At 60.5% G+C, this 24,836-nt stretch carries 24 protein-coding genes and 1 pseudogene; 15 read left to right on the top strand and 10 right to left on the bottom strand.

Annotated elements, in window-relative coordinates; genetic code table 11:
- The first annotated feature begins 39 nt into the window (after window positions 1-39).
- Window positions 40-996, top strand: coding sequence for a helix-turn-helix transcriptional regulator (locus tag HNR38_RS07235; RefSeq protein ID WP_183701367.1), 957 nt, complete (start codon window positions 40-42; stop codon window positions 994-996).
- On the opposite strand, the gene HNR38_RS07240 is transcribed toward HNR38_RS07235, so the two are convergent.
- Together HNR38_RS07240 and HNR38_RS07245 are read right to left on the bottom strand one after the other, a co-directional pair.
- Complete coding sequence (locus tag HNR38_RS07240; protein WP_246362527.1) at window positions 991-1,953, bottom strand: ketopantoate reductase family protein; 963 nt, start codon at window positions 1,951-1,953, stop codon at window positions 991-993. The genes HNR38_RS07235 and HNR38_RS07240 overlap by 6 nt on opposite strands.
- Window positions 1,954-2,060: 107 nt before the next feature.
- The gene (locus HNR38_RS07245) at window positions 2,061-3,065 is read right to left on the bottom strand and encodes a zinc ABC transporter substrate-binding protein (protein WP_183701370.1); all 1,005 of its coding nucleotides are present in this window, start codon (window positions 3,063-3,065) and stop codon (window positions 2,061-2,063) included.
- Window positions 3,066-3,197: 132 nt separating this feature from the next.
- Here HNR38_RS07245 and HNR38_RS07250 point away from each other — a divergent pair, with 132 nt between their 5' ends.
- From HNR38_RS07250 to HNR38_RS07260, 3 genes are read left to right on the top strand one after another with little or no spacing between them, the layout of a single operon-like run.
- On the top strand, window positions 3,198-3,920 hold the full coding sequence (locus HNR38_RS07250; protein WP_183701373.1) for a metal ABC transporter ATP-binding protein: 723 nt from the start codon (window positions 3,198-3,200) through the stop codon (window positions 3,918-3,920).
- Window positions 3,921-4,733 carry a metal ABC transporter permease gene (locus HNR38_RS07255; RefSeq protein ID WP_183701376.1) on the top strand — a complete coding sequence of 271 codons (813 nt, stop codon included), beginning with the start codon at window positions 3,921-3,923 and terminating at the stop codon, window positions 4,731-4,733.
- 32 nt (window positions 4,734-4,765) lie between these two features.
- Window positions 4,766-6,100 carry a peptidoglycan DD-metalloendopeptidase family protein gene (locus tag HNR38_RS07260; protein ID WP_183701379.1) on the top strand — a complete coding sequence of 445 codons (1,335 nt, stop codon included), beginning with the start codon at window positions 4,766-4,768 and terminating at the stop codon, window positions 6,098-6,100.
- A gap of 8 nt (window positions 6,101-6,108) precedes the next feature.
- Here the strand turns inward: HNR38_RS07260 and fghA are convergent, their stop codons facing one another.
- Together fghA and HNR38_RS07270 are read right to left on the bottom strand one after the other, a co-directional pair.
- On the bottom strand, window positions 6,109-6,966 hold the full coding sequence (gene fghA / locus HNR38_RS07265) for an S-formylglutathione hydrolase (RefSeq protein WP_183701382.1): 858 nt from the start codon (window positions 6,964-6,966) through the stop codon (window positions 6,109-6,111).
- 8 nt (window positions 6,967-6,974) lie between these two features.
- The gene (locus HNR38_RS07270; protein WP_343068265.1) at window positions 6,975-8,093 is read right to left on the bottom strand and encodes an S-(hydroxymethyl)glutathione dehydrogenase/class III alcohol dehydrogenase; all 1,119 of its coding nucleotides are present in this window, start codon (window positions 8,091-8,093) and stop codon (window positions 6,975-6,977) included.
- 141 nt (window positions 8,094-8,234) lie between these two features.
- Here HNR38_RS07270 and HNR38_RS07275 point away from each other — a divergent pair, with 141 nt between their 5' ends.
- Entirely contained in the window at window positions 8,235-9,119 is an 885-nt protein-coding gene (locus tag HNR38_RS07275; protein WP_183701390.1) for a LysR family transcriptional regulator, read from the top strand.
- Between the two features lie 17 nt (window positions 9,120-9,136).
- Here HNR38_RS07275 and HNR38_RS07280 read toward each other — a convergent pair whose 3' ends face one another.
- Together HNR38_RS07280 and HNR38_RS07285 are read right to left on the bottom strand one after the other, a co-directional pair.
- Window positions 9,137-10,777, bottom strand: coding sequence for a BCCT family transporter (locus HNR38_RS07280; RefSeq protein ID WP_183701393.1), 1,641 nt, complete (start codon window positions 10,775-10,777; stop codon window positions 9,137-9,139).
- A complete protein-coding gene (locus HNR38_RS07285; RefSeq protein ID WP_183701396.1) occupies window positions 10,774-11,415 on the bottom strand; it encodes an EamA family transporter in 642 nt (213 codons plus the stop codon). The genes HNR38_RS07280 and HNR38_RS07285 overlap by 4 nt, the downstream gene beginning before the upstream one ends.
- Window positions 11,416-11,533: 118 nt before the next feature.
- Between HNR38_RS07285 and HNR38_RS07290 the strand changes: the two genes are divergently transcribed.
- Window positions 11,534-12,439: a LysR substrate-binding domain-containing protein gene (locus tag HNR38_RS07290; RefSeq protein ID WP_183701398.1), complete on the top strand. Its 906-nt coding sequence runs from the start codon at window positions 11,534-11,536 to the stop codon at window positions 12,437-12,439.
- Window positions 12,440-12,449: 10 nt separating this feature from the next.
- Here the strand turns inward: HNR38_RS07290 and HNR38_RS07295 are convergent, their stop codons facing one another.
- A complete protein-coding gene (locus tag HNR38_RS07295) occupies window positions 12,450-12,704 on the bottom strand; it encodes a helix-turn-helix domain-containing protein (RefSeq protein ID WP_183701401.1) in 255 nt (84 codons plus the stop codon).
- A 203-nt stretch (window positions 12,705-12,907) separates the two neighbouring features.
- On the opposite strand from HNR38_RS07295, the pseudogene HNR38_RS17495 reads away from it, so the two are divergent.
- The 3 genes and pseudogenes from HNR38_RS17495 to nfsA all read left to right on the top strand — a co-directional run.
- A pseudogene (locus HNR38_RS17495) lies at window positions 12,908-13,675 on the top strand (PAS domain-containing protein); the annotation flags it as partial.
- Window positions 13,676-13,717: 42 nt separating this feature from the next.
- Window positions 13,718-15,406, top strand: a complete 1,689-nt coding sequence (locus HNR38_RS17500; protein ID WP_343068266.1) for an EAL domain-containing protein — start codon at window positions 13,718-13,720, stop codon at window positions 15,404-15,406.
- Between the two features lie 147 nt (window positions 15,407-15,553).
- On the top strand, window positions 15,554-16,291 hold the full coding sequence (gene nfsA / locus HNR38_RS07305; protein ID WP_183701407.1) for an oxygen-insensitive NADPH nitroreductase: 738 nt from the start codon (window positions 15,554-15,556) through the stop codon (window positions 16,289-16,291).
- A 9-nt stretch (window positions 16,292-16,300) separates the two neighbouring features.
- Here the strand turns inward: nfsA and HNR38_RS07310 are convergent, their stop codons facing one another.
- The 3 genes from HNR38_RS07310 to HNR38_RS07320 are packed head-to-tail and all read right to left on the bottom strand — an operon-like array spanning window position 16,301 to window position 19,238.
- Window positions 16,301-16,972: a LutC/YkgG family protein gene (locus HNR38_RS07310; protein ID WP_183701410.1), complete on the bottom strand. Its 672-nt coding sequence runs from the start codon at window positions 16,970-16,972 to the stop codon at window positions 16,301-16,303.
- Complete coding sequence (locus tag HNR38_RS07315; RefSeq protein ID WP_183701413.1) at window positions 16,969-18,414, bottom strand: LutB/LldF family L-lactate oxidation iron-sulfur protein; 1,446 nt, start codon at window positions 18,412-18,414, stop codon at window positions 16,969-16,971. The genes HNR38_RS07310 and HNR38_RS07315 overlap by 4 nt, the downstream gene beginning before the upstream one ends.
- Window positions 18,411-19,238, bottom strand: coding sequence for a (Fe-S)-binding protein (locus tag HNR38_RS07320; RefSeq protein WP_183701416.1), 828 nt, complete (start codon window positions 19,236-19,238; stop codon window positions 18,411-18,413). Before HNR38_RS07320 ends, HNR38_RS07315 begins: the two co-directional genes overlap by 4 nt.
- 279 nt (window positions 19,239-19,517) lie before the next feature.
- Between HNR38_RS07320 and HNR38_RS07325 the strand changes: the two genes are divergently transcribed.
- The 6 genes from HNR38_RS07325 to HNR38_RS07350 all read left to right on the top strand — a co-directional run bounded on the left by HNR38_RS07325 (window position 19,518) and on the right by HNR38_RS07350 (window position 24,753).
- A complete protein-coding gene (locus HNR38_RS07325; protein ID WP_183701419.1) occupies window positions 19,518-20,309 on the top strand; it encodes a GntR family transcriptional regulator in 792 nt (263 codons plus the stop codon).
- Window positions 20,310-20,548: 239 nt separating this feature from the next.
- Window positions 20,549-21,067: a YqiA/YcfP family alpha/beta fold hydrolase gene (locus HNR38_RS07330; protein ID WP_183701422.1), complete on the top strand. Its 519-nt coding sequence runs from the start codon at window positions 20,549-20,551 to the stop codon at window positions 21,065-21,067.
- Window positions 21,068-21,221: 154 nt separating this feature from the next.
- Window positions 21,222-22,250 carry a TRAP transporter substrate-binding protein gene (locus HNR38_RS07335; protein ID WP_183701425.1) on the top strand — a complete coding sequence of 343 codons (1,029 nt, stop codon included), beginning with the start codon at window positions 21,222-21,224 and terminating at the stop codon, window positions 22,248-22,250.
- 113 nt (window positions 22,251-22,363) lie between these two features.
- Complete coding sequence (locus tag HNR38_RS07340) at window positions 22,364-22,957, top strand: TRAP transporter small permease (RefSeq protein WP_183701427.1); 594 nt, start codon at window positions 22,364-22,366, stop codon at window positions 22,955-22,957.
- 35 nt (window positions 22,958-22,992) lie between these two features.
- Window positions 22,993-24,279 (top strand): TRAP transporter large permease, encoded by a 1,287-nt coding sequence (locus tag HNR38_RS07345; RefSeq protein WP_183701430.1) that lies wholly within the window; start codon window positions 22,993-22,995, stop codon window positions 24,277-24,279.
- A gap of 30 nt (window positions 24,280-24,309) precedes the next feature.
- A complete protein-coding gene (locus HNR38_RS07350) occupies window positions 24,310-24,753 on the top strand; it encodes a universal stress protein (protein WP_183701433.1) in 444 nt (147 codons plus the stop codon).
- Window positions 24,754-24,836 lie beyond the last annotated feature (83 nt).

The raw sequence follows: 24,836 nt of genomic DNA on the forward strand, positions 1-24,836 counted from the left end.
GAATTTGCGCTGAAAATAGCGGAAATGAGGAAATAACTGATGGATTGCCCTGCTTCAGCCCCCCGCAACCCGATGTCCCTGTCCATGCCCCCGGACTGGGCGCTGATCAGCCAATTGCACTCAGTCAGTGACGGAGTCAGTATCGGCTGCCTCGACGGCCGGCCGACATCCAACTGGCAGCTTGATGGTATTTCCCGGCCGGGTTTTGGCATCGCCATTGTCCTGGAGGGAGCCGGGGCCATGGCGCTGGACGGCGGGCCGCCACTGAACATAGAAGCCGGCACCGCCATTCTCTATTCCACCGCCCAGCCCATCCGGGGCTGGGACGATTTTCGGGGCGGTCACGCCACCCGCATTGTTGATATCCGCTTTACACCGGAGGGACTGGCATCCCTGTGCGGGCATCGGCCGCCTGAACTCACGGGTAAGCTACTGCGTGACTGCAGCGTTCCCTGCCAGAACGCCTACCTGGGCAGCCTGCCGGCCAGCCGTGAGATGAAACGCCTGGCCGCCGACATTCTGCGTCACCCGCCCACCAGCGCGGCGGGCTTGTCATCGCTGCTGTTCCTGCAGGCCAAGGCCATGGAATCCCTGGCCCTGGCCCTTCGCCATCTGGATACCCGCCGCCGGGAGCCAGCCCTGCCCGCCCCGTTCGACCGCACCCGGGTTCAGCACGCATACGAGTATATCCAGCGGAACTATGAGCAGGGCCTGACCGTCAAGGTGCTTTCAGAGCAGGTCGGCATCAGTGAGAAACGGCTTCAGGCGGGCTTTGCCGCCCTCTATGGCCAATCGGTACATTCCTGTCTGAGGCAGACACGAATGGAGACGGCCGCGTCGCTTCTGGAGCGCGGATGGGGGGTCACGGAAGTGGCTGACGCCGTCGGTTTCGCCAGCCTCAGCCATTTTATCAAAGCCTTCAAGCAGCACTGGGGAGCGACCCCCAAAGCATGGATCAGAACGGCCGGTCCCGGGCTTTCACAGCCCGGCCTATGACGAAGTCAGTGAGGACCCAGAGGACAGCAGGGCGTTCACCAGAAAGGTATAGGGCGCGTCCGTCTCCGGATCCGGCAAGCGCCGGAGTACCGCCCCGGCGATGCTGTCCAGTTCCAGCGGGCGGCCTTTCTCCCGGTCGACCAGCATGGAGGTCTTGATGGCATTGAAGTCGCTGATCAGCTCGAACATCTCGTCCAGATCCCGCTGGCTGAGATTAACGCCATCGGCTTTCGAGGCCTCAACCGTTTCCGCCATCATGCGGTAGACCACCCGGCCATACTCCGGGTGATGGGTCAGGCTTCGGGTGTCCAGGCCGGTGAGGGCGGACAACGGATTGACCCCGTTATTGATCACCAGCTTGCGCCAGAGTTCATAGCGTATGTTATCGGTCACCGTCGTGGGAATACCCGCCTCGGAGAACGAGGATTCCAGACGGCCCAGAAGCGCGAGCCTCGGATCGCCGGCCTCCGGATTCCTTGGCCAGGCACCCATCACCACCTGAGCCACGCCCTCGGCGAACACATGGCCGGGCTCGGTAATATGGCCACCGATCCGGACTGCCAGTCCGCCCAGGGTCCGCTTTTCGCCCACCACCCCGGCAATCAGCGGCTCATTATCCACACCGTTCTGGAGCGACAGAACCGGTGCCTGACCACCGGCCAGCCAGGCCCCCAGTTCGTCAAGCACCGGGTGCGTGGCGGTGGATTTCAGGGCCACGATGATCAGATCAAAATCATCCGGCTGGTGATGCTGTACCAGTGAGGCATGGTCAAACACCGGCGCATCACAGGCCAGGTGCTGCCCCTGATAATCCACCTGCAGGCCCCCGGCCCGGATGGCCGTCAGGTGTTCTCCACGGGCAGTGAGCACCAGTGAATGGCCAGCCTGGGCAAGCCTGGCGGCGTAGTAGCCACCGATACCACCTGCACCAATCATCAACAGCTTCAACGGGGTCATGGGCACCTCTGTGTGCGTTGTCGTTCCCGGATTTGTGGAAATGCTAGCAGACCCGGACCGCAATCAGAATCTCTGCGCCCATGCTCCGTTTGGCCAGGGCCGGTCACTCAGCCAGCCTGGTCCCTGCAGTCGTCCAGACTGCCGGCGATGCCCTGCAGCAGTTGCGGGTACAACTTCGGCCCCGGCTCCAGGTGGGCGCCCAGCGGGTCCATGACCGCCGACGTATTGACGCCAGTGCCGCCAAACACGGTGTTGACCATATCCGGGTTGTACTGGGGTTCGGTGAACACACAACGGATGTTCAGGGTCTTCACCAGTTCACGGATTTCCCGGACACGGGCCGGACCGGGGTCCGAGGCATCACCGATGGAAATGGCACCGGTCGCCTCGATGCCAAAGCGCTTCTCGAAGTACTGGTAAGCGTCGTGGAATACGATGAAGCGAAGGTCGCCCAGGTCCGCAACGGTGGCCTCGATGCCGGCACTGATCTTCGCAATCTGTTGCTGGCCCTGCTTCGCGTTCCGGGAGTACAGGTCGGCGTTTTCCGGATCCATCCCGGACAGTTCATCGGCAATCACCTCCAGCCAGAGACGGGCGTTGGCCGGATCCAGCCAGGCATGGGAATCCAGACCTTCGTGGTGATGACCGTGGTCGTGATGATCATGCTCTTCGTGATGATGAGCGTGCTCGTCATGATGGCCCTCGCCGTCCTCATGGTGGGACGCGTCTTCCCCGTCGTGATGGTGATGCCCTTCAAAGGTTGCCCCCTCGCGAAAAGCGTGCGTTGTTGTCCCTGGCACCTCCAGCATTTCAATAACCCTGGCATCCCGGCCCAGTGTCTCCAGGGAGTTCTCCAGCCACGGCTCCAGGGGTTCCCCCACCCAGAACACCAGGTCGGCATCCTCCAGAGCCTCCGCCTCGGACGGGCTGAGCGAATAACCGTGGGGCGACGCCCCCGACTGGACCAGCAGTTCCGGCTCCCCGACTCCAGACATCACCTGTGCCACCAGAGAATGCAGCGGAGTGATATCCACCGCCACCTTAGGCACTGACGCCACGGCACTCAAAGGCAGCGCTAAAGCGCCCGCCATCAGCATCCTGAGTTTCTTCATGATTACCTCACCTCGTTGGTTCGACTTTGTTAATGTTATGTTATAACATTTTATTAGTGACAGAAAAGTACTCCGGCTGCAATGCAGTCCGGCGTCAACAGAAACCAGCCCAACCCATTCAGGTGTAACGCCATGGCATTAATCGCAGCCCGTAACCTGACCATCGGCTTCGCAGGCCAGCCCCTGCTCGAACAGGTGAACCTTGATATCAGAAGGGGCGAGATCCTGGCCCTGCTCGGCCCCAACGGTTCGGGAAAGACTTCCCTTTTGAGGACACTGATTGGCGCCCTGCCACCCTCGTCAGGCTGCATATCCCGACAGTCAGGCCTGGTGACCGGCTATGTTCCGCAGCGGCTGCACATTGACGAAACCCTGCCGATGACGGTCAACCGGTTTTTACAACTGCCCAACCGGCACCCGCGGGAAAAACTCCAACAGGCGCTTGATCAGGCCGGCGCCCCGGCCCTGGGGGCCAGACAGCTGTCGACGCTCTCCGGTGGGCAGTTCCAACGGGTACTCCTGGCCCGGGCGATTCTCGAAAAACCGGATCTTCTGTTGCTGGATGAAGCCTCGCAGGGGCTTGATTACGCCGGCATCCGGCAGTTCTACCGGCAGCTCGAACAGATTCAGCAGGCTCTGGATTGCGCCATTGTCATCGTCAGCCACGACCTGAATCTGGTGATGCAGTCGGCCACCCGGGTCGCCTGCCTGAGCGGCACCATTGTCTGCCAGGGAAGCCCTGACACCGTTGCAGGAATGGCCGAATACCAGTCGCTGTTTGGTCTGGACTCTCCATCCGGTCACCCCGCAACCGCCGGGGTCTACCCCATCCATCCCAACTGTCGGGAGGCCTGAATGCTGGACGACTTCATGATCAGGGCCGCGCTGGCGGGTTTGGGCGTGGCACTTGCGGCTGCGCCTCTGGGCTGCTTTATCGTCTGGCGCCGGATGGCCTATTTCGGCGACGCCACCGCCCATGCGGCCATGCTGGGTGTGGCCATCTCGCTGGCCATGTCCACCTCGGTTTTTGCCGGCGTGCTGGTGGTGTCGCTGCTGATGGCGCTGCTGGTTACACTGCTCAGCGGTCGCGGCTACGCCATGGACACCCTGCTGGGGGTCATGGCTCATTCCGCCCTTGCCTTCGGGCTGGTGGCGGTCTCCTTTCTGTCCGGCATACGGATTGATCTCATGGCCTACCTGTTTGGTGATATCCTGTCCGTAGGAAAGGCTGACCTGGCGATTATCTGGGGTGGCACGGCCCTGGTTCTGATCCTCATGGCCTGGCGCTGGTCCGCCCTGTTGATGTCCACCCTCAATCCGGACCTGGCGCATGCGGGCGGGGTGTCGCCGAAACGGGAACAACTGGTGCTGACCCTGGCGCTGGCCCTGATGGTGGCAGTGGCCATTAAAGTGGTGGGCGTACTGCTGATTGCCTCCATGCTGATACTGCCTGCGGCCGCAGCCCGCCCCCTGAGCCGGACACCGGAAGTCATGGCGGTGATGGCGGCAGTCATTGGAAGCGTGGCCTCCCTTTCAGGTTTGAGAGCTTCCTATATAATGGATACTCCGACCGGGCCGACCATCGTATGCGCGGCGGCCATACTTTTTGCTCTCTCGAGCCTATTCAGGGCCCTCCGGCACACAAGCACGGAGACACCGGCCCACTAGACCAGAAACCGGCCAGACAGGACCGACACGGCATGGCAACCAGACATCTGTTTTCACGAAGCCACATCCTGCTTTTCGCACTGTCGATTATCGTGCTGCTGGTCGGGCTGTTTGCCTCTCCGGAGCATTCCAAGGCGCTTTTCGTGGAGTCCGGCACCGTCACCACCGAACCGGCGGAAAAACGGGCAACCCCGGCCACAGCCACGCCCCCGGCAGACCCGGCCCCGGTGCTCGCCGAGCCGGACCCGGTCCAGCGTTATCAGATCCAGGCCGGTGACACCCTCAGTGCCATTTTCGAGAGCCGGGGCATTTCCCTGGGTACGCTCCACGAACTGCTGGCGGCCGATGCCGAGTACCTGTCCCTGGAAATCCTGCATCCGGGCACGGAGCTGGCTTTCCGCTTCAATGACCAGCAACACCTTGAACAACTGACCCTGCACGTGGATCCGGCCCGTAAAGTGGTGTTCCAGCGTCAGGACAACGGGTCGTTTTCCTACCAGCATGTGGAGGCGGAAACGCGGTGGTCGTATCACGTGCGTTCCGGGGCGATTGAACAGAGCTTCTTCAAGGCCGGACTCAGGGCCGGGCTGACCGAGCAGCAGGTGGAAGAACTGGCCCGCATGCTGAAACGGAAAATCGATTTCCGGCGGGAGATTCGCAAAGGCGATCCGTTCACGGTGCTGGTGGCCAACGAGGTCACCCACGAGCAGGAAACCGGTCGCTACCGGATAGAGGCGGTGAGTCTGTCCACCCGGGGACGTACCACCAATGCCTTCCTGTACACGGACGGCAACTATTACGACGAGAACGGCGAGAGCATTCTGCCGGCGTTCCGGCGCTGGCCCACCCAGCATCGCTTCCGGATCAGCTCACCGTTCGATCCCGGTCGTATTCACCCGATGACCGGACGGATCTCGCCTCACAATGGCGTGGATCTGGCCACTCCTATCGGCACCCGCGTGATGAGCACCGGTGACGGCGTGGTCACCCGTATTGGCGACCATCCCTACGCCGGCAAGTACATCAACATCCGGCATAACGGCTCCCTGACCACCCGCTACCTGCACCTGAGCCGGGTACTGGTCCACAAGGGGCAGAGGGTCAAGCGTGGCCAGAAAATCGCCCTGTCCGGAAACACCGGGCGTTCCACTGGCCCACACCTGCACTTTGAATTCCGCATCGACGGCCGGCCGGTAAACCCGGTGACCGCCGACATACCCACTGCCACCAAGGTCCCTTCTGACGCCTTCGCCAGTTTCACCGAACTGGCCCAGCGCCGACTGGCGCTGATGCGGACGGTGGAAATGCTGGCACCGGCCAGGGCGCACGCCCAGGTCACTCAGACGCACGCCACCGGCTCAAGCTAGCTAACCGATCAGTCTTCGGTCAGGCCCAGTGCCCGGGCGTGATGGCGCAGATGCGCATCGATGAAGCTGGCAATGAAGAAGTAGCTGTGGTCATAGCCGGGCTGCAGGCGCAGCTCCAGCGGATGACCGGCTGCTTCACAGGCCGCTTCCAGGGCTTGTGGTTTGAGCTGTTCCTGCAGGAAACCATCGGCTTCACCCTGATCCACCAGTAGCGGCAGTTTTTCCTCCGCTGTGGCGATCAGCTCGCAGGCATCCCAAGCTTTCCAGGCCTCCCGGTCATCCCCGAGGTAACCACTGAACGCCTTCTCACCCCAGGGGCAGTTCACCGGGTTGGTGATCGGCGCGAAGGCCGATACCGAGGCATAACGCCCCGGGTTTTTCAGGGCACAGATCAGCGCCCCGTGCCCGCCCATGGAGTGGCCACTGATGGCCCGTTCAGTCGTCACCGGAAAATGCTGCTCAACCAGAGCCGGCAGTTCTGCGGTCACATAGTCGTACATCCGGTAATGGGCCGCCCAGGGCTCGCGGGTGGCGTTGACATAGAAGCCGGCGCCGGAGCCAAAGTCGTAACTGTCGTGCTCGCCGGGCAGGTCTGTGCCACGGGGGCTGGTGTCCGGCGCGACAATCGCCATGCCCAGCTCCGCGGCCAGGCGCTGGGCGCCGGCCTTCTGCATGAAGTTTTCATCCGTACAGGTCAGCCCGGACAGCCAGTACAGCACCGGCACACTGCGGGTCTGGGCCTGTGGCGGCAGGTAAATGGCAAACACCATCTCCGTACCGGTGGCCTCGGACGTGTGCTTGTAGCGTTTCAGCCAGCCGTCAAAGCACTTGTTGCTGGCAACGAGTTCGGGGGTGGACTCAGCCATGCATCACCTCACTGGTCAAACAGGATGACCGACCGGATGCTCTTGCCTTCGTGCATCAGATCGAACGCCTTGTTGATGTCTTCCAGGCCCATGGTATGGGTGACAAACGGGTCAATCTCGATCTTGCCGTTCATGTAATCCTCAACATAACCCGGCAGTTCAGAGCGACCCTTCACGCCACCAAAGGCGGAGCCTTTCCAGACCCGACCGGTCACCAGCTGGAACGGACGGGTGGAGATTTCCTCACCAGCACCGGCCACGCCGATGATGATGGACTCACCCCAACCCTTGTGGCAGCACTCCAGCGCCTGGCGCATCACCTGAACATTGCCGATGCACTCGAAGGAGTAATCCACGCCGCCGTCGGTCAGGTCCACAATCACCTGCTGGATCGGGTCCGAGTAGTCTTTCGGATTGATGCAGTCGGTGGCGCCGAACTGGCGGGCCATTTCGAACTTGTCCTCGTTGATGTCGATGGCGATGATGCGTTCAGCACCCACCATGCGGGCGCCCTGGATGCAGGACAGACCGATGCCGCCCAGACCGAAGATGGCGACGGTGGAACCCGGCTCGACCTTCGCGGTGTTCCTCACCGCACCAATGCCGGTGGTGATGCCACAACCGAGCAGGCAGACTTTTTCCAGCGGCGCATCCACATGCACTTTCGCCAGGGAGATTTCCGGCAGCACGGTGTACTCGGAGAAGGTAGAGGTGCCCATGTAGTGGTGGATGGTCTTGCCACCCATGGAGAAACGGCTGGTACCGTCCGGCATCAGACCCTGTCCCTGGGTGGCACGCACCGCGCCGCACAGGTTGGTCTTGCCCGACAGGCAGAATTTACACTTGCCACACTCGGCGGTGTAAAGGGGAATCACGTGGTCGCCCGGTTTCAGGGAGGTGACCCCTTCACCCACGTCTTCCACCACACCGGCGCCTTCGTGGCCCAGGATGGACGGGAAAATGCCTTCCGGATCGGCGCCGGACAGGGTGTAGGCATCGGTATGGCAGACGCCGGTGGCAACGATGCGCACCAGTACCTCACCGGCCTTCGGGCCCTGAACGTCCACTTCTTCGATGGTCAGCGGTTTGCCTGGTGCCCAGGCAACAGCAGCGCGTGATTTCATGATCGGTCTCCTCGTGTTCGGTTGAGTATGTCACTCAGTGTATACGAGACAGCGCCGACCATCCCTGCACAGATGGAAAATCATCTTTGCCACACAGCAACAATCCTGGTACAAATTCCCGGATTCCCCGAGAGGACCCTTAGAATGCGACGCTGGGACGCCATCGAAACCTTTGTCACCGTGGTGCGGGAAGGCAGTTTCAGCGCGGCAGCACGCCGGCTGGACGTGTCGCCGTCCCACATCAGCCGGCAGGTGGCCGAACTGGAAAAACGCCTGGGCACCCCGCTGATCTACCGGACCACCCGATCAATCCGCCTGAGTGAAGCCGGCGAGCAGTATTTCGAGCAATGCCACCAGTTGCTGGAGGGATTTCTCGGCGCGGAGGAGCAGATCCGCCAGGCCCAGAAGGAACCCACCGGATCGCTCCGGGTCACCTGCGCCACCACCTTTGGCGAACGCTTCCTGGCACCGCCGCTGAACGATTTTGTCGCCCAGTATCCGGGTATCCGGCTGGACCTGCATCTGACCAACCGGCAGACAGATCTGGTGACCGAAGGCTATGATCTGGCCGTACGTATGGGATCCATGAAGGATTCCTCGCTGCTATCCCGCCGGCTCTGCGACCGCCGGGAATACCTCTGCGCCAGCCCGGATTACCTTCAGCGCCATGGCATGCCCCATACGCTCTCGGAGCTGTCAGACCACAACTGCCTGCTGGGCTCCAACCCCTGGTGGCTGTTCATGGACAACGGCCAGCGGCGGGAGTTGAAAGTAACCGGCAACTGGCGCTCCAACTCTGGGCCGGCGCTGCTGGACGCCGTGCGCAAAGGCCTGGGCATTGCCCAGTTGCCCGATTACTACGTGGAACCCCTGCTGGCCCGGGGTGAGTTGGTGTCCATGCTGGAGCGCTACCGCTATCCGTTCAGCGGAGTCTGGCTGGTCTATCCCCAGGCTCGGCAGCGGTCGATGAAACTCAAGGTGCTGACTGATTTTCTCGTGGACCGGTTCCGGGAAGGTCTGCCCTGGTGACGCCACAGCGTTGCGGATCATGACAACCGTGGCTCGGAACGCAGGCCCTGCACTACCGAGTAGCCGGAAATCAGCACCACCAGCATGAACGGCACACCGGTGATCAGAACGGCGGCCTGCAGCGCTGTCAGGCCGCCGCCCAGCAACAGGGCAATGGCAATCGCTGCCTCAATGGTCACCCAGAAAACGCGCTGGGTTTTCGGGGAACTGACCTTGCCACCGGACGTGATGGAATCGATCACCAGCGATCCGGAATCCGAAGAAGTGATAAAGAACACCATCACCAGCAGAATGCCGACCAGCGAAGTCACCGATGCCAGCGGCAACTGATCCAGCATGGAGAACAGCTGCAGCTCCAGCGCGGCATTCTTCGCGCCCTCATAACCCTGCGCCAGCTGATCCAGTGCGGTTTCTCCGAACGCTGACATCCAGACAACGGAGACGGCGGTCGGCACGAGAAGCACCGCGATCAGAAACTCTCGCACGGTACGGCCACGGGACACCCGTGCAATGAACATCCCCACAAACGGTGACCAGCTGACCCACCAGGCCCAGTAGAACGCGGTCCAGCCGTGAATGAAGCCTTCGTCTTCCCGGCCGAAGGGCACCGAAAGTACCGGCAGATTCTGCAGATAGGACACCAGGTTGCCGGCGACCCCTGTGGCAATCAGCAGTGTCGGACCGACGACAATGACGAACATCATCAGCAAAAATGCCAGGGTCATGTTGAGCTGGGAAATCCGGCGAACCCCCTTTTCGACTCCGGCAATCACTGACACCAGCGTTACTGCGGTAATGCCGAGAACCAGAAGCACCATGGTGGTGTTGTCATTGGGGAAACCAAACAGGTAATGCAGCCCGGCCGACGCCTGTGAGGCCCCCAGTCCGAGCGAGGTGGCCAGACCAAACAGGGTGGCGAACACCGCCAGCACGTCGATCACATGACCTGGCCAGCCCCAGATGCGCTCACCCAGCACCGGGTAAAACACCGAGCGCATGGTCAGGGGCAGGCCCTTGTTAAAGGCAAACAGGGCCAGAGCGAGCGCGACAATGGCGTAGGTGCCCCAGGGATGCATACCCCAATGGAAAATCGAGGTCGCCATGCTCAGCGAACGGGCACTTTCCGTGTTGACCAACTGCTGGCCCAGGGGGCCACTGGTCCCCGCCAGCAGATCATCAAAGTAGGTCAGCGGCTCCGACACGCAGTAAAACATGAGCCCCACGCCCATACCGGCGGCAAAGAGCATGGCAAACCAGCCCAGGTAGCTGAAATCCGGACTGGCATGAGTGCCTCCCAGACGAACCTTGCCCAGGGGAGAGAAGATCAGACCAATGGCCAGTATCACGAAGGCATTGGTCGAGAGCATGAAGGCCCAGCTCAGGTTGTTGGTCAGGAAGCTGCGGATGTCATTGAACATCGGCCCCATGGTGTCCGGCAGGGCCAGGGTGATGGTGACAAACGTGAGGATCACCAGCGCAGACCAGGCGAAAACCTGGCTGTGCAGATCCACCTTCAGGCCCATGAAGCCATAGGTGATGTTGTCCTGGCCGATCACGTAATCCGTGTCGATCAGATTCGAGTGCCCGTCCGGAGAAGGAATCGACTCCTCCCCGGCCGCTGCAGCCGCATACTCCAGCTCGTATGTGTCGTTGCTCATGCAATTCCTGTTCGGTCAGTGAATTTATGGATGTCGCCCGGGATTAATGGGCGGCCGCCGAAGCGCCCCGGGAGCAGCTGGTGATAAAGGCACTGGCGACGATGGCGATCACTGCAATCAGTAACTGCACGCTGACCGATGCCCAGCCGGCAAGAATCAGAAAGGCCGAGGAAATCACCGGCACCAGATAGGTCAGCACTCCCAGCAGGGAAGACGGGCTGCGCACCAGCGCATAGCCCCAGGCAATGAACGCCAGCCCATAGGGCCCGTAGCCGGAGTCCGTTGCCTGCCAGCCGGTCGGCCACCAGAATGAAACCGATCGGCCAGGTGTAGGTCACCAGCGTGACCTTGGCCGGATCGCCTTCGGCCAGCGCCAGGAAGTAGAAGTACAGCGCACCGGTCAGCCCACCCACGCCCATGAGCCAGAACCGGGGGTCCCGCAGGGAAGGCCCCCTCTGGGCTCGGCGATTCCGCCCGGCCATAAACTGCGCCAGCACCGCCGCTGTCGCCATGGCAACAGCGGCGGTCAGCATGGGTGGCAGGTGAACAAGGTTCCGGAGAACGGGCAGACTGCCCCACAGCGTGATGGTCAGCAGGGCTGCGGCGAGCCCGAGTGACTTGCCAAATACGCGTTCCATCAGTGATTTGCCTCCAGTAATCCGGGCCTGACTTGTCTTCGGGCGCGCATTGTGGAAGAGTCCCTGCCATCAGGGAAACGAAGAGTTCTGATAAACCCATCAAGAAACGTGATGACCTATGACCCAGCAGCATCGACCGATTGATCTGGTCCTTCTGAAAACCTTTGTCGGAGTGATTGACCAGGGCGGGTTCACTGCCGCCGCAGAGCATCTGCACATGGCGCAATCGACCGTCAGCGCCCATATTAAGCGGCTGGAAGAGGTCACCGGGCGACCACTGCTGCAGCGGGGGCAGCAGAGCGCAACGCCAACAGCGGTGGGCGAACGCTTACTGGTGCATGCCCGTCAGATGCTCCGACAGAACGCCCTGGCCTGGCAGGATGTACTGGATCAGCGGCTGGCCGGGGTGGTGCGTCTGGGGATACCCGAGGATTATCTGAGCTATCTGCCCACGGCGTTATCGGATTTTGAGGCCCGCTTCCCCGGCGTGGAACTGGAAGTGCATTGCGGTCTGAGCGTCGACCTGGTGCAGGATGTGAAAGCCGGAATGCTGGACCTGGCCATTACCACCCGCCAGCCCAGAAGCCCGGGCGGTGAGGTCCTGCGGCGGGAACCGATGATATGGGCGGGAGCCACCGGTCATGACACCCAGAACCGGTCACCGCTGCCACTGGCCGTGTCCAAACAGGGCGTCTGTATTTTCCGGGAGCGCACACTTGCCAGTCTCGATACAGCTGGCATTCCCTGGCGTATCGCCTACACCAGCACCAGTCTGTCCGGGCTGTCTGCGGCAGTCCGGGCGGGATTGGCGATTACCGTGCTCACCCCGTCCATGCTGGGGCCGGACATGCGGGTTCTCGGCAGCGAATCCGGGCTGCCCGAACTGCCCAGTATTGAAATAGCCCTGCACCGGGCCACCGGGCGGTCCACAGAGGCCACCCGGCAACTGGCGCTGCAGTTGCAGTCCCACATCCGTGGGCAACTGCCGACGTCAGACAACCGGAACCCGGTATCATCGACTTGAGAGAGGGGCGTTAACGGTGTTTGGAGTGATAGATTTCTTCGGCGGCTGCCCAGAGTTTCGAGGGAGAATAGTGGAGCCCCTTTGCCAGTTTCCAGACCGTGGCAACCGTGGCTTTAACCGTGCCACGCTCAACCCCGGAAACAAATGACCGGGCAAGCTGGGCCCTTTCAGCAAGCTCCTCCTGCGTGTAGCCCACCTCCACTCTTCTCAGTTTGACAGCGCGGCCGAAGGCTCCGCCCACTCTCTCCACTTCTTCAGCATTCATGTAATGCTTCCCTGAGACCTTGAATAGCCTCAATTTTCGGCACTGAGAAATGGACAGGCCACACTTCATGGCATACGGTATGACCTGTATAGAGGTCATTCTGGTAGCCATAGAGTTCCTCGTAAAGGAATGGGCTCCATTCAGGCCGGGGAAGGCACAGGAAGAACCCAGGGCACACCTGCGAATCAGAGGGTCATGCGTCTGTGGAAGAGATAGCGGAGATCGCGTTTCGGTGTTTCGACAAATCTGACAGTGGTGTGGTGATCTGCCACTGCCGGGATGACCTGCCAATCATCTATTGCAACGAGACCTTCTGTCAGATGACCGGCTACGACCCGGTGGAGATCGTGGGCCAGAACTGTCGTTTCCTGCAGGGCGAGGACACCAGCCAGCAGGTGCGGGATGCCATCGGGCTGGCCATTTCCGAGCACCGGCGTTACCGGATTGTCGTTCGCAACTACCGCAAGGACGGCACCCCCTTCTGGAACGACCTGTACCTGAGCCCGATCCGGGACGATAACGGCACTACTACCCACTATCTTGGCATCCAGAACGACATCGAGAGTGTCGACCGCAGCCTCCGCAGTGTGCCTTTCAACTTTCCCTATGACGACCTCACCCAGCTCCCCACACCCCCGATGGCGGTGGAGCTTCTGAAGATGGCACTGGAACGCAAGGGACTGCAGGATCACCAGCTCTGCCTGGCGACCATCACGGTCAATGGCCTTACCCTGCTGCGAGGCTTTCTGAACAACAGCGCCGCAGATGCGGCCATCCTGGAAATACGCAACCGGCTGCAAGCACAACTGCAGGACACCTGCGTGCTTGCCCGGGCGGGTGATGCCGAATTTATAGTCGCCGGCCTGGTGCCAGAGGGATTCAACGCCAGAGAAAGGCTGGAGCACCTGTGCCGCAGCGTCCTTAAGCCCGTCAGGATCAACGGCCAGCATTTCCAGCTTACCTACAATGGCGGTTTTATCCAGAAGCTGCCGGTTTCACTCATTGAGGAGAGCGTGCGCCTGTGCAGCTTTGCCCTGGCTCATGCCCGGAGCCAGAGCCGTAACACCATCGTCGAATTCACCCACGACGACGTCGAGCGGGCCTGGGCCGATCAGACCCTGACCGGCTCCATCCCGACGGCACTGGAAAAGGGCGAGTTTTACTGTGCCTACCAGCCCCAGCTGAACCTGATCACCCGGGAGGTGATCGGATTCGAGGCCCTTGCCCGATGGGACCACCCGACCTTTGGCACCATATCGCCGGGGCGTTTCATTCCGCTCTGTGAGAATTCGGGCCACATCAACGCTCTCACCCTGGACCTTCTCAAACAGATCATCCGGGACCTGCCGAAAATCCATGACATCTGGGGCGAGGTGGACATTTCCATCAACCTGTCCCCGCTGTCTCTGGTGGACGACGAATTCATCCAGGAATTCATCCGTGTGGCACAGACCTCCCGGGCAGACAACGACAAAATCAGCATCGAGGTTGTCGAAAACCTGTCCATCGATGGATACGACAGCGCCGCCCACAACCTGAACGCCCTGAAGGCGGCCGGTTTTGACATCATTCTTGATGATTTCGGCACCGGTTATTCCAGCCTGTCCTACATCCGAAAGCTGGGCGCTTCGTTTGTCAAAATCGACCGGGACTTCATCATGAACCTGACACCGGATAACCAGGACGATCTGGAAATCATCCGGGCGGTGGTGACCCTGAGCCGGCAGTTCGATTTCAAGGTGATTGCCGAAGGTATCGAAAAGCAGGCCCAGGCCGAACTGCTACTCAACGAGGGCGTCCTGATCGGACAGGGCTATTTCTTCGCCAGACCGGACCGGCTGTCCCGGCTTATCGGCAGCCACCTGATCAGCTGTAATACCTGTCACAACGTTGGCCTTGGCGGCGACGACGACCTGTCCACCTCCATTGGTCATGGCTGGCAGAAAGGCCCGCGTAACGCGCCGACCGTGTTCAACGCCGTGTTCAACGCCGCCCAGTTCTGGGATGGCCGCGCTGCCGACCTGGCCGAGCAGGCCAAGGGCCCGGTGCAAGCCGGTGTTGAAATGAGCAGCACCCCCAGCCGCGTCGTGAAAACCCTGAAGAGTATTCCGGAGTACATTGAGCACTTCGAAAATGCCTTCCCGGGCCAGGAAGATCCGGTCACCTTCGACAACATGGCGACCGCCATCGAAGCTTATGAAGCAACACTGATCACACCGGATGCACCGTTCGATCATTACCTCCGTGGCGACCAGACAGCGCTGAATGAGACCGAGAAAGAAGGTCTGCGACTGTTCATGGACCGTGGCTGCACAGCCTGCCACAGTGGCGTAAACGTGGGTGGCCAGAACTACTACCCATTTGGTCTGGTCTCCCGTCCGGGCGGCGAAATCCTGCCTGAGGGTGACAAAGGCCGCTTCACCGTTACCGACACCGCGTCTGACGAGTACGTATTCCGTGCCGCGCCGCTTCGTAACATTGAGCTGACTGCGCCTTACTTCCATTCCGGCGCCGTCTGGAGCCTGGAAGAAGCGGTTGCCGTCATGGGTACCGCCCAGTTGGGCACCGAGCTGAACGAGGGTGAGGTCGACTCCATTGTGGCCTTCCTGAAGAGCCTGACCGGCAACGTCCCGGAAGTGACCTATCCGGTTCTGCCTGCCAGCACTGCCGGTACTCCCAAGCCGGTTGACATGGTGCCCTAGTCTTCACGGTCACTGTGGAAACGAAAAGGCACGCCCATGGGCGTGCCTTTTTTGTGCCAGCTTCCCCCGCCTGACCGTACTTCCCGAACTTGCCTGAGTGCTGATACCCAAGCTATCGTCTGATTTCAGCAATCACAGGCGAGGACCATGAACCCGATCATCCAGCAGCTCACAAAGCACCGCTCCATACGCAAGTTTCAGGACCAGCCTCTGCCCGAAGGGTTGCTGGAAACACTGATCCGGGCCGGCCAGTGCGCCGCCACCTCCAATCAGGTGCAGGCCTACTCCGTCATCCGGATCACGGATCCGCACAAACGGGACCGGCTGGCCGAACTGGCAGGCGGCCAACCCTATGTGTCGGCGGCGCCTGAGTTCCTGGTGTTCTGTGCCGACATGAAACGGGCAACCGAGGCCGCCGAGAGAGCCGGGGCCGAGGTCGTCCGGGGCACCAGTGAACAGCTGGTGGTCGCCAGCGTCGATACCGCCCTGATGGCCCAGAACGTAGCCATTGCAGCCGAATCCGAGGGCCTCGGCATCTGCTACATCGGGGGCATCCGCAACAATCCGGACGGCGTCAGCGAACTACTGGCGTTGCCGGAGTACGTCTACCCGGTCTTTGGCATGTGCATTGGCTATCCGGCCCAGGACCCGGAAGTGAAACCGCGACTGCCCCTCGAAAGCATCCTGAAACAGGATCGCTACGACGACAGCCAGGACCAGGCACAGGTCGCCGGGTTTGACGAAGCCATGCACCGCTACTACCAGGAACGGACCGGCGGTCGCAAAGACAGCACCTGGTCGAAAGAGCTGGCGCCGCTGTTCACCACCAAGCTGCGCCTGCATATGAAAGCCTTTCTGGAAAAGCGGGGGTTCGGGCTCAAGTAGGCCCGAACCTCAGAGATCTTCAAGGATGAGGACAACCAGTTCCTTAGGGCCATGGGCACCGTAGGCCAGCACCTGCTCGATATCCGCCGTCTTCGAGGGTCCGGACACCATCAGCAGGTTCGTTGGCATACCGGCGGACCACTGCTGCTTCTGCATCATGCCGTAGAGGTTGTCTTCAATATCGCTGGCCTTCAGCAAGGCGATGTGCAGCGGTGGCAGCAGGCTCATAAGCCGGGGCTCCTGCCGGTCCGGCCAGAGCACCAGAGAGCCGGTGGCGGCAATGGCACCCACGGTTGAGGTCACACTGGCGTCCACCTTCCAGAACAGCTCTTCGCGCCACTCTTCCACCGGCCGGTCGTAGGCAATCAGGTCGGGCGCCGCACCGGACGCCTGCCAGTGTGCCGCCAGTTGCTCACCATAATCGGTACCCGGCGCATAAAGCAGATTACCCAGGGCGCGTCGTTCCAGAAGTGTCTGCACCATGCCCGGCCAGTCACGGGCCGGGAGCTGGTGAACTTCCGTATGCACGGCTTCCATCAGTGCGCGCAGGCGCTGAATCCGGTCCTCCGGCGTGTATTGCCAGGGCTGGGTGACCAGGCTTTCGTCGAAATCATCCGGCCTCGGGGTACTGCCGGCCAGACCGGTTCTTAACTTGTCCAGAATGTTGTTGCGGGCAGTCATGACTGACCTCCATTATCGAGATGCTCCCGGGCCAGATCATGCAGAGAGCGACGGGCAGGCACCGGCGCGCTGTGGTTACGCGTCCAGGGCCCGACGTTTTTCGGAGTCATCCAGCCAAACCGGGTGGCGCCCCACAGGAACAGCCGGTAAAACACGGGCCGGGTATTGAGGGTTTTCCAGAACCACCAGATGGCACGCTCCCGGGCCGAGTATTTGGCACCACCGTCCTTCACTGCCGGGGCCTCGTCCGGATGCTTGACGTTCTCCTGGCGGAGTCTCTGAAGCAACTCCGGAATGGGAATCTTGACCGGGCAGACCTCACCGCAGGCCCCGCACAGGGACGACGCACTGGGGTGATCGGGAACCTGATGCAGGCCCACCATATGAGGCGTGACGATCTTGCCAATGGGTCCCGGATAGACCTCGCCATAGGTGTGCCCACCCACCCGGGTATAGACCGGGCAGTGATTCATACAGGCGCCACAGCGAATACAGTTCAGTGTCTGTCGCATCTGGGCATCGGCAAAAGCACCGGTGCGGCCGTTATCCAGCAGCACCAGATGTACCTCTTCGGGGCCATCCAGTTCATCCGCCTTGCGCGGCCCGGAGATCATGTTGACGTAGGTGGTGATGGCCTGGCCCAGCGCCGACCGGGTCAGCAGTGACAGCAGGGGCACCACATCCCGCAGATTCTCGACCACCTTTTCGATGCCGGTGACCGCCACATGCACCGGCGGGGCGGTGGTACTCATCCTGCCGTTGCCTTCGTTTTCCACCAGCAGCAGCGTGCCGGTCTCGGCGATGGCAAAGTTCACCCCGGACACGCCCACATCGGCTTCCATGAACTTCTGGCGCAGAGTCTCCCGTCCGATGCGGATCAGACGGTCCACATCGTCCGTTTCCTCCACACCCAGTTTGTCATGGAACAGCTTCGACACCTGGCGACGGTTCTTGTGAATCGCCGGCATGATGATGTGGGACGGTTTTTCATGATCCAGCTGGACAATGTATTCGCCCATGTCCGATTCCAGACATTCCACCCCGCGCTCGGCGAGGTAATCGTTCATCTCCATTTCCTCGCTGACCATGGACTTGCCCTTGACCACCTGGGAGCCCTGACGGGACTCGATGATCGAGTGCACAATCCGGTTGGCCTCGTCCGTGGTCTCGGCCCAGTGCACCTTGACGCCGTTCTCCGTCAGGCGGGCTTCCAGTTGCTCCAGAAGATCGGGCAGTTTCGACAGGGCCCGGGCCTTGATGTGGTTGCCCTGCTCCCGGAGCCCCTCCCGTTCGTCTTCATCCGGGAAGGCATCAGCCCGCTTCTTCATCAGGGAGTCCATGGCGGTGCGGAAATTGCTGCGCAGCTGGCTGTCGTCCAGCGCCTGATCCGCACGGTCCCGGAAGCCACCAGTCAGTTCGGTAACGGGAATACGCTGATTCATGCCTCAACCTCCCCGCTCACGCGTTGCCACAGGAAACTCGCCAGATGACGACCCCGGAAGGCCTGGCCCTGCTTTTCCAGTGAGCCATTGATGTTCAGCAGGCAGCCGCCATCGGCCGTGACCATTTCCGCCGCCCCGGAATCCACCAGGGCACGGGTCTTGTCCTGGACCATGGCGCCGGAGACCTCGGGCATGCGCACGGAAAAGGTGCCACCAAAACCGCAGCACTCACTCTCATGGTCATGATCCACGCGCTCGACCTGATCCAGCTGTTCCAGCAGTTCCCGGGCGTGAAGGTGGGTGTTCATTTCCCGGCGCGCGGCACAGGACGTGTGCAGGGCGATCCGAGTGGGTTGCCCCAGGTCCTTCCACTGCACCCGACAGACATACAGCAGGAACTCGGTCAGCTCGTAGGTACGCTCCGCCAGGTCTTCCACCCGCCGCAGATTCTCCGGCTCGCCGGCAAACACCTCCCGGTAATGCTCCCGGAACATGCCGGCGCAGGAGCCGGAGGGCACCACCACCGGCAGGCCGTTATCCAGCAGGTCCAACTGGCTCAGGGCCACATCCCGCGCCTCGCTGACATAGCCGGAGGTCCAGGCCGGCTGGCCACAGCAGGACTGGCCCTGGGGATAGCGCACCCGGATGCCCTCCCGCTCGAGCAGACGAATGGCGTCGAGACCGGCTTCCGGAAAGAAAAGGTCCATCACGCAGGTGCCAAACAGGGTGACCGCTGCCGGTTTTTCGGGGTAATGCCTTGGTTTCGGGCGCTCCGGTGCCACCCGGGTCGCGTTGGGGGCGGCGTCGTAGAACAATTCACTCATCAGGGGTGCCTCCGGGCCTATTGATGCCACCGACGGGGTCCGTTCGGGGCTCGAACAGCCATCTGATCTTTATCATTGTCTAAGGCTCATAAATTGGTATGACCAATTATCCAGAGCGTGTATCATACGTTATTGCAGCTGACTGGATGCTGTCAAAGACTGCTTTCTATACATTGGTATCAGTTTTGTATCAAAGCATCAGAAAACAGCTGTACGCCAGCAACTGACATAGCCATAAATTGGTTTTACCAATTAATACATCACAGACACCGAAAGCCAATGACCATCAACCGTATCGCCCCGAAGCGTATTGCTGACACCATCGTCGAACAGCTCGAAACCATGATTCTGGAAGGCACCCTGAGCCCCGGGGAAAGACTGCCTCCGGAGCGGGCTCTGGCGGAAACGTTTGGCGTCTCACGGCCATCACTGCGGGAGGCCATCCAACGACTGGTCACCCGTGGCCTGCTGCGCAGTCGTCAGGGCGGCGGTAACTTTGTCACTGAGAACCTTGGTGCCAGTTTCAGTGACCCCCTGGTTGAGCTCCTGGAGAGCCGCCCGGATGCCCATCGTGATCTGCTCGAGTTCCGGCGCACGCTGGAAGCGGATTGCGCCTATTACGCGGCCCTTCGGGCCACCGAAGTGGATCGCAGAAACCTGGCAGACGCCTGGAAGGCACTCAAAACCTGCTATCAGAAGCCCGCACCGGGCGACGTGGTGGCCGAGGGGATCGCCGATGCCCGCTTTCACATGGCCATAGCCGAAGCCAGTCATAACCTGGTGCTACTTCATACCATGCGCGGCCTGTTCAGCATGCTCAAGCGCAACATCGTGACCAACATTGGCGGTATGAACGCCCGGCAGGCGCAGACCCGTCAGGGCCTGATGGACCAGCATGACGCCCTGTATACCGCCATCGCCGAAGGCCGCGCCGATGACGCGCGGGCCATTGCCGGCAGTCATATCGAATTTGTCCAGCAGGCCATTTCCGAACACACCGAGAGCGAACGCCGGCGACAACGGGCGCTTAGGAGAGAGTCCCATTCCGCCACCGGCGAAAAACAGGCATAAAAAAAGCCGGGAAGGGGCCCGGCAATCGCTAACGCATGATGAGGAGACACAATGCAGCTCGTCTCAATGAGTCCTCACAGTAACCCGATGCAATGACGGTTTGATGACAGCATCATTCAGGCCGGGAGCTTTTCCCGGGCGGTCATTTCTGAAAAGCTGTGTCGGCGTTTGTTCCGGGCCCCCGGATCCCAAGAGGAACCCGCCCAGCCATTTCCCGCTGTTTCCGGAGAACTTTAGCCATGTCAGACACCCTGCACGTTTTCCTTTCCCATGGTCTGGAGAGCGGCCCCGACGGCACCAAGATCCAGGCATTGAAAACCGCTGCGGAACAGTTTCCAGGCGTTCGGGCCAAGGCCCTGGACCATCGCCATACCCGCGATCCCGCCGAGCGGCTGCAACAGATGCATGAAGCCATGAGCCGGGCAGGCAGCGTGCCGGAACGAACCCTACTTGTCGGCTCAAGCATGGGCGGATGGGTCTGTGCCCGCAGCAGTGAGCTGACACCGGTCCTGGGCTGTTTCCTGATGGCTCCGGCCCTGGCCCTGCCGGACTATCCCCAGAGCCGCCCGCGCATCGGTGCCCGCCAAACCCAGATCATCCATGGCTGGGCAGACGATGTAGTGCCGGCCATGCCGGTCATTGAACTTGCCCGGGAGCAGAATTTGCCCATTCTGGTTCTACCGGACGGCCACCGGCTGGCCAGTTCGCTCGACCGGGTGGTCGAGGAATTCCAAGCCTTCCTCCAGCGCCTGAAATGAATCAACCCATTTTTCAGAAACTTGCGAATTCTGGTCAATCCATGAGCAGCCCGGCAGCGATTTTGCCCGATTTCTTGCGAAAACCACTTTGTTTTGCCAGTCTTTAAAAACGTAACCATGGGTTAATGAGAAAAAATCAAGCGGAGACAACGTGATGAGCAGCACAAGCAAGTTCAGCAAACTGGCGGGAATTTCAGTTCTGGCTTTCGCCGGTCTGACCGCAGCCAACGCGGTGAACGCCGACAACTGGCGCTACGCCCACGAGGAATATGAGGGTGACGTTCAGGACGTATTCGCTTACAAGTTCAAGGAATACATCGAAGACAACTCAGACCACACCCTGCAGATCTATCGCTTTGGTGAGCTGGGCGAGTCTGATGACATCATGGAACAGACTCAAGCCGGCATCCTGAACTTCGTAAACCAGTCACCGGGCTTTACCGGCTCGCTGATTCCCGAAGCACAAATTTTCTTCATTCCGTATCTCATGCCTACCGACATGGATATGGTGATCGAATTCTTCCGCGAGTCTGAAGCCATCAACGAAGACTTCCCGGAACTGTACGCCGAGAAAGGCCTTGAGCTGCTGCAGATGTACCCGGAAGGCGAGATGGTTGTCACCGTGGACGAGCCGGTTACCTCGCCTGAAGAATTCAACAACAAGAAAATCCGGGTAATGACCAACCCGCTGTTGTCCGAAACCTACTCAGCCTTCGGCGCAACCCCGACTCCGCTGCCGTGGGGCGAGGTTTACGGTGCGCTGCAGACCAATATGATTCAGGGTCAGGAAAACCCGATCTTCTGGATCGAGTCCGGCGGTCTGTACGAAGTCTCACCGAACCTGGTCTTCACCGGTCACGGCTGGTTCACCACCGCCATGATGGCCAACCAGAACTTCTACAATGGCCTGTCTGACGAAGACAAGCAGCTGGTGCAAGACGCCGCTGACTATGCCTTTGAAGAGATCATCGTGCACATCGACGGTCTGGCTGACGAAGCTCTGGACAAGATCACCAGCGCCAGCGATGAAGTCACCGTGACCCGCCTGAACGATGAACAGATCGAAGCGTTCAAGGCCCGTGCGCCGCAGGTGGAAGAAAAGTTCATTGAAATGACTGGTGAGCGCGGTAAAGAGCTGCTGAACCAGTTCAAGGAAGACCTGAAAGAAGTTCAGAACAACTGATCCTTCGTTAGAACGGTAGCTGCCGGGTCGAAAGCACCCGGCAGCTCACCCGCTTAACCCCGCCCCGCCGGGGATCCTTCCCGCCGGGAGCGACATGCTTCGGAGCAGAATCCATGTCCGAGAAATCCCCGGAGATCGAAGACGATACCGGCCACTACGAGTCCGGCCTGCCCGGCATACTGGGCACCATTGACGTCTGGATATCCAAGGTTGAAGCGGTGATGCTGGCGCTCGGCGTCATCCTCATGGCAATTAATACCTGCGTAAACGTCGTCGCCCGTTTCGTATTCGGCGAAGGCCTGTTCTTTACCGGCGAGATCAACCGGATACTGATCATCCTCATCACTTTTGCCGGCATCGGCTACGCGGCACGCCACGGTCGCCATATCCGGATGTCTGCCGTTTACGATGCCATCCCCACCAAGGGTCGGCGGATACTGATGATCATCATCGCGCTGTTTACCTCCGCCGTAATGTTCTTTCTCTGTTACCACTCCTACGAATACATCCTGACCCTGCACAGTCGCGGCCGGATCCTGCCCGCACTGGGTTTCGAGATCTGGTGGATCTATATCTGGGCGCCCGTCGGCTTTGCCATTACCGGCATCCAGTATTTCCTCACCGCCATCAAGAACCTGACCAGCAAGGACGTATATCTGTCCACCGGCGTGGTGGATGGCTACGCCGATACCGAGTCGGAAGTATGAACCCCGCAGCTGAACTCAGATAAGGATAGACAATCATGGCAACTATAATGATGGTGATCATGATCGGGTTACTGCTGCTGGGCTTCCCGATGATGGTTCCGCTGATCACCGGTGCAGTGGTCGGTTTTGTAATGATGTTTGATGGCTTCGGCCAGATGGGCACCTTCGTCCAGCAGATGATGGGTGGTATCCGGCCGGCCTCGCTGATCGCCGTACCCATGTTCATCCTGGCCGCTGACATCATGACCCGCGGCCAGTCGGCCGACCGGCTGATCAACATGGTCATGGCCTTTATCGGCCACATCAAGGGCGGTCTGGCGATCAGTACCGCCACCTCCTGCACCCTGTTCGGTGCAGTCTCCGGCTCTACCCAGGCCACCGTGGTCGCCGTAGGCTCCCCGCTGCGCCCGAAAATGCTCAAGGCGGGTTATTCCGACCCGTTCACCCTGGCACTGATCATCAACTCCAGTGATATCGCCTTCCTGATTCCGCCCAGTATCGGCATGATCATTTACGGGGTCATCTCCGAGACCTCCATCGCCGAACTGTTCATTGCCGGTGTTGGTCCGGGTCTGCTGATCCTGTTCATGTTCTCGGTTTACTGCCTGATTTACGCCTACCGGAACAATGTCCCCACCGAGGAGCGTTCCTCCTGGAGGGAACGTGCCCTGTCGGTGCGGGATGCGTCATGGCCTCTGATGTTCCCGGTGATCATCGTCGGCGGTATCTATGGCGGCATTTTCAGCCCCACCGAAGCGGCGGCTGTCTGTGTGCTCTACGCCTTCCTGCTGGAGTTCGTGATCTTCCGGTCACTGAAGATGATGGATGTCTACCGGATTGCCAAATCCACCGGCCTGATCACGGCAGTGGTCTTCATCCTGGTGGCCGTGGGTAACGGCTTCTCGTGGATCATTTCCTTTGCCCAGATTCCGCAGACCATTCTGGAAGCGGTCGGTGTGAATGAAGCCGGCCCGGTGGGTGTCCTGATTGCCATCTGTGTGGCCTTCTTCGTCGCCTGCATGTTTGTTGACCCGATTGTGGTCATCCTGGTGCTCACGCCCATCTTTGCGCCGGCCATTGAGTCCACCGGCCTGGATCCGGTACTGGTGGGGGTACTGATCACCCTTCAGGTGGCCATTGGTTCTGCCACGCCACCCTTTGGCTGTGACATTTTCACCGCCATCGCGATTTTCAAGCGGCCTTACCTTGAGGTCATCCGTGGCACGCCGCCGTTCATTTTCATGCTGGTTGCAGCGGCTGGCCTGATTATCGCCTTCCCGGATATTGCCCTGTTCCTGCGGGACGTGGCATTTGCCGAGTAGAACCACGGCAACTGAAACAAGGAGAAATTCATGTTCAATCGAATCGTGGTGGCCGTGGACGGGTCCAAGACATCACTCAAAGCTCTGGACAAGGCGGTCGACCTGCAAAAGCTGATGCCGGAGGCGGAGATCTACATTATCTGCGTCTACAAGCATCACAGCCTGTTCGAGGCGTCCCTGTCCATCGGGCGCCCTGACGATATGGACATCCCGGACAAGGTGCTGTCGGAATACGCCCGCGAGGTGGTCAACCACGCCAAGGAAGTGGCAAGCGAGCACGGAGCCACCAAGGTCCGGGGGTTCGTCAAGGCGGGCCGACCGTCCAAGACCATCGTCAAGTTCGCCAAGGAGAAGAAAGCCGATCTGATCGTGGTCGGCACCAAAGGCACCAACAGCGACAAGGACGGCATGTTCCTGGGCAGTGTGTCCCACCGGGTGGCGTCCAACGCCAAGTGTCCGGTGCTGGTGGTCTGAGACCACCGGCGCCGACGCCGTTTGACCCGCGGTTGCCATAATTCTCCCCACCCGGCAATCGCGGATTTCCGCAGCCTGCACTG

Source organism: Marinobacter oulmenensis (assembly GCF_014201735.1).
GTDB classification, from domain to species: Bacteria; Pseudomonadota; Gammaproteobacteria; order Pseudomonadales; family Oleiphilaceae; genus Marinobacter; species Marinobacter oulmenensis.

Coding starts and splice junctions, on each gene's coding strand:
- HNR38_RS07235 (WP_183701367.1), top strand. CDS start 40: ATGGATTGCCCTGCTTCAGCCCCCCGCAACCCGATGTCCCTGTCCATG.
- HNR38_RS07240 (WP_246362527.1), bottom strand. CDS start 1,953: ATGACCCCGTTGAAGCTGTTGATGATTGGTGCAGGTGGTATCGGTGGC.
- HNR38_RS07245 (WP_183701370.1), bottom strand. CDS start 3,065: ATGAAGAAACTCAGGATGCTGATGGCGGGCGCTTTAGCGCTGCCTTTG.
- HNR38_RS07250 (WP_183701373.1), top strand. CDS start 3,198: ATGGCATTAATCGCAGCCCGTAACCTGACCATCGGCTTCGCAGGCCAG.
- HNR38_RS07255 (WP_183701376.1), top strand. CDS start 3,921: ATGCTGGACGACTTCATGATCAGGGCCGCGCTGGCGGGTTTGGGCGTG.
- HNR38_RS07260 (WP_183701379.1), top strand. CDS start 4,766: ATGGCAACCAGACATCTGTTTTCACGAAGCCACATCCTGCTTTTCGCA.
- fghA (WP_183701382.1), bottom strand. CDS start 6,966: ATGGCTGAGTCCACCCCCGAACTCGTTGCCAGCAACAAGTGCTTTGAC.
- HNR38_RS07275 (WP_183701390.1), top strand. CDS start 8,235: ATGCGACGCTGGGACGCCATCGAAACCTTTGTCACCGTGGTGCGGGAA.
- HNR38_RS07280 (WP_183701393.1), bottom strand. CDS start 10,777: ATGAGCAACGACACATACGAGCTGGAGTATGCGGCTGCAGCGGCCGGG.
- HNR38_RS07285 (WP_183701396.1), bottom strand. CDS start 11,415: ATGGAACGCGTATTTGGCAAGTCACTCGGGCTCGCCGCAGCCCTGCTG.
- HNR38_RS07290 (WP_183701398.1), top strand. CDS start 11,534: ATGACCCAGCAGCATCGACCGATTGATCTGGTCCTTCTGAAAACCTTT.
- HNR38_RS07295 (WP_183701401.1), bottom strand. CDS start 12,704: ATGAATGCTGAAGAAGTGGAGAGAGTGGGCGGAGCCTTCGGCCGCGCT.
- nfsA (WP_183701407.1), top strand. CDS start 15,554: ATGAACCCGATCATCCAGCAGCTCACAAAGCACCGCTCCATACGCAAG.
- HNR38_RS07310 (WP_183701410.1), bottom strand. CDS start 16,972: ATGACTGCCCGCAACAACATTCTGGACAAGTTAAGAACCGGTCTGGCC.
- HNR38_RS07315 (WP_183701413.1), bottom strand. CDS start 18,414: ATGAATCAGCGTATTCCCGTTACCGAACTGACTGGTGGCTTCCGGGAC.
- HNR38_RS07320 (WP_183701416.1), bottom strand. CDS start 19,238: ATGAGTGAATTGTTCTACGACGCCGCCCCCAACGCGACCCGGGTGGCA.
- HNR38_RS07325 (WP_183701419.1), top strand. CDS start 19,518: ATGACCATCAACCGTATCGCCCCGAAGCGTATTGCTGACACCATCGTC.
- HNR38_RS07330 (WP_183701422.1), top strand. CDS start 20,549: ATGTCAGACACCCTGCACGTTTTCCTTTCCCATGGTCTGGAGAGCGGC.
- HNR38_RS07335 (WP_183701425.1), top strand. CDS start 21,222: ATGAGCAGCACAAGCAAGTTCAGCAAACTGGCGGGAATTTCAGTTCTG.
- HNR38_RS07340 (WP_183701427.1), top strand. CDS start 22,364: ATGTCCGAGAAATCCCCGGAGATCGAAGACGATACCGGCCACTACGAG.
- HNR38_RS07345 (WP_183701430.1), top strand. CDS start 22,993: ATGGCAACTATAATGATGGTGATCATGATCGGGTTACTGCTGCTGGGC.
- HNR38_RS07350 (WP_183701433.1), top strand. CDS start 24,310: ATGTTCAATCGAATCGTGGTGGCCGTGGACGGGTCCAAGACATCACTC.